Genomic DNA, 1329 nt, shown 5'->3' with positions numbered 1-1329 from the left:
GTGTCCCGTCCTGAAAAAAGTTGACAGGTTTATTTTTAATTCCTGGTTAAAGTTAACGATTGATTTTTATTCCTAAAAAAGGTTGTCAGCGGGTTAATAATTCCGTCGTGTATTTCCGATGGAGTTTTCATGTTTTGGCTATAGTGAGGACGTTCTAGATTATACAATCTTATCGCTGTAGCAACCTGTTCTTTGTAGTTGTTTTTATCCAAATTATAATTGCACAGATATTCGTTCTTAATTATCCCGTTAACCCTTTCTGCAATTGGGTTTTCTAGAGGGTCTCCCTTTTTACTCATGCTTATTTGTATGGCTCGGTTTTCTTGTTTTAACGCGGAAGTATATTCATCGCAGCAATACTGGATGCCGCGGTCAGAGTGATGGATCTCTGGGTTCCCTTCTACTTTTAAAGCATATTTCAAGGCTGATAGGCTATGTTTTGCTTCCAGTGATTTTGCAATACAATGGCCTACTATTTTATTAGAATAAGCATCGGTAATCAAGCTTAGGTAATATGGAGTTTCCCCGACCTTTACGTACGTTATATCAGATACCCATACTTGGTTTTTACGATCAATTTCTAATTCCTTTATTAGGTTACCATACTTTCTAAACCTATGGTTGGAGTTTGTTGTGTAAACTCTACTTTTCCTTTTACGAACAAGTAATCCGTGGGTTGCCATTAAATCAAAAAAACGATCTCTTCCCATCATCCCTGGATGATCTTTTAGGATGACACGTATTTTATTGGTTCCCATGAGCTTATGATCTCGCCTAATGAGTAAAACATCTGCTAGCAAGGCTAGATTAGACATCTGTTGCGCCTCTCGACGCTTTTGGTGTTTGTAATACGCTTGTCGCGTTTTACCAAACAAAGTACACCATGCGCTAAGTCCTAATGAGGACTCGCTTACTAATTCATTTATTGTTTGGTACACTACTTTTTTGGCAATTTCCTCCCGAGTTCTTTTTCCCAGTTCTCTATAAGTCGTTTAAAGCCGTAATTCTTCAATTCAGCGTCTTTTAAGGCCTTTTTGAGAAGTTCGTTTTCCTGCTGGAGTTCTTTGGCGGATTTCTTTTGCTCTTTACCCATGTCAGTAAATTTAGCCTTGTAATCCATATCCCAAACATCAAATTCACTTTCGTACTTTTTACGCCACCGGTAGATATTATTTAAATATCCGATGTGGTACTTCTTACAAATTTCTTCCGTAGTAAGATCTGTGGTTAAGTACTCCTTGATGACTTGCCTTTTGAAGGCTTCTGAGTAACGCGTTAATTGTCTCATTTTGGTTGATTTTGTGTCAACCTATTTCAGGACAAGACAAT

Annotated in this window: 2 protein-coding genes; both read right to left on the bottom strand. The window is 37.8% G+C overall.

The window, feature by feature from the left end; genetic code table 11:
* Window positions 1–35: 35 nt before the first annotated feature.
* Window positions 36–938 (bottom strand): IS3 family transposase, encoded by a 903-nt coding sequence (locus FRX97_RS12120; RefSeq protein ID WP_170227138.1) that lies wholly within the window; start codon window positions 936–938, stop codon window positions 36–38.
* Window positions 938–1288, bottom strand: coding sequence for a transposase (locus tag FRX97_RS12115; protein WP_223266629.1), 351 nt, complete (start codon window positions 1286–1288; stop codon window positions 938–940). Before FRX97_RS12115 ends, FRX97_RS12120 begins: the two co-directional genes overlap by 1 nt.
* Window positions 1289–1329: the final 41 nt, after the last annotated feature.

This window comes from Luteibaculum oceani, from assembly GCF_007995015.1.
In the GTDB taxonomy this organism is placed as follows: Bacteria; Bacteroidota; Bacteroidia; order Flavobacteriales_D; family Luteibaculaceae; genus Luteibaculum; species Luteibaculum oceani.
This window is presented reverse-complemented; position numbering and strand designations above follow the sequence as displayed.

Coding starts and splice junctions, on each gene's coding strand:
- FRX97_RS12115 (WP_223266629.1), bottom strand. CDS start 1,288: ATGAGACAATTAACGCGTTACTCAGAAGCCTTCAAAAGGCAAGTCATC.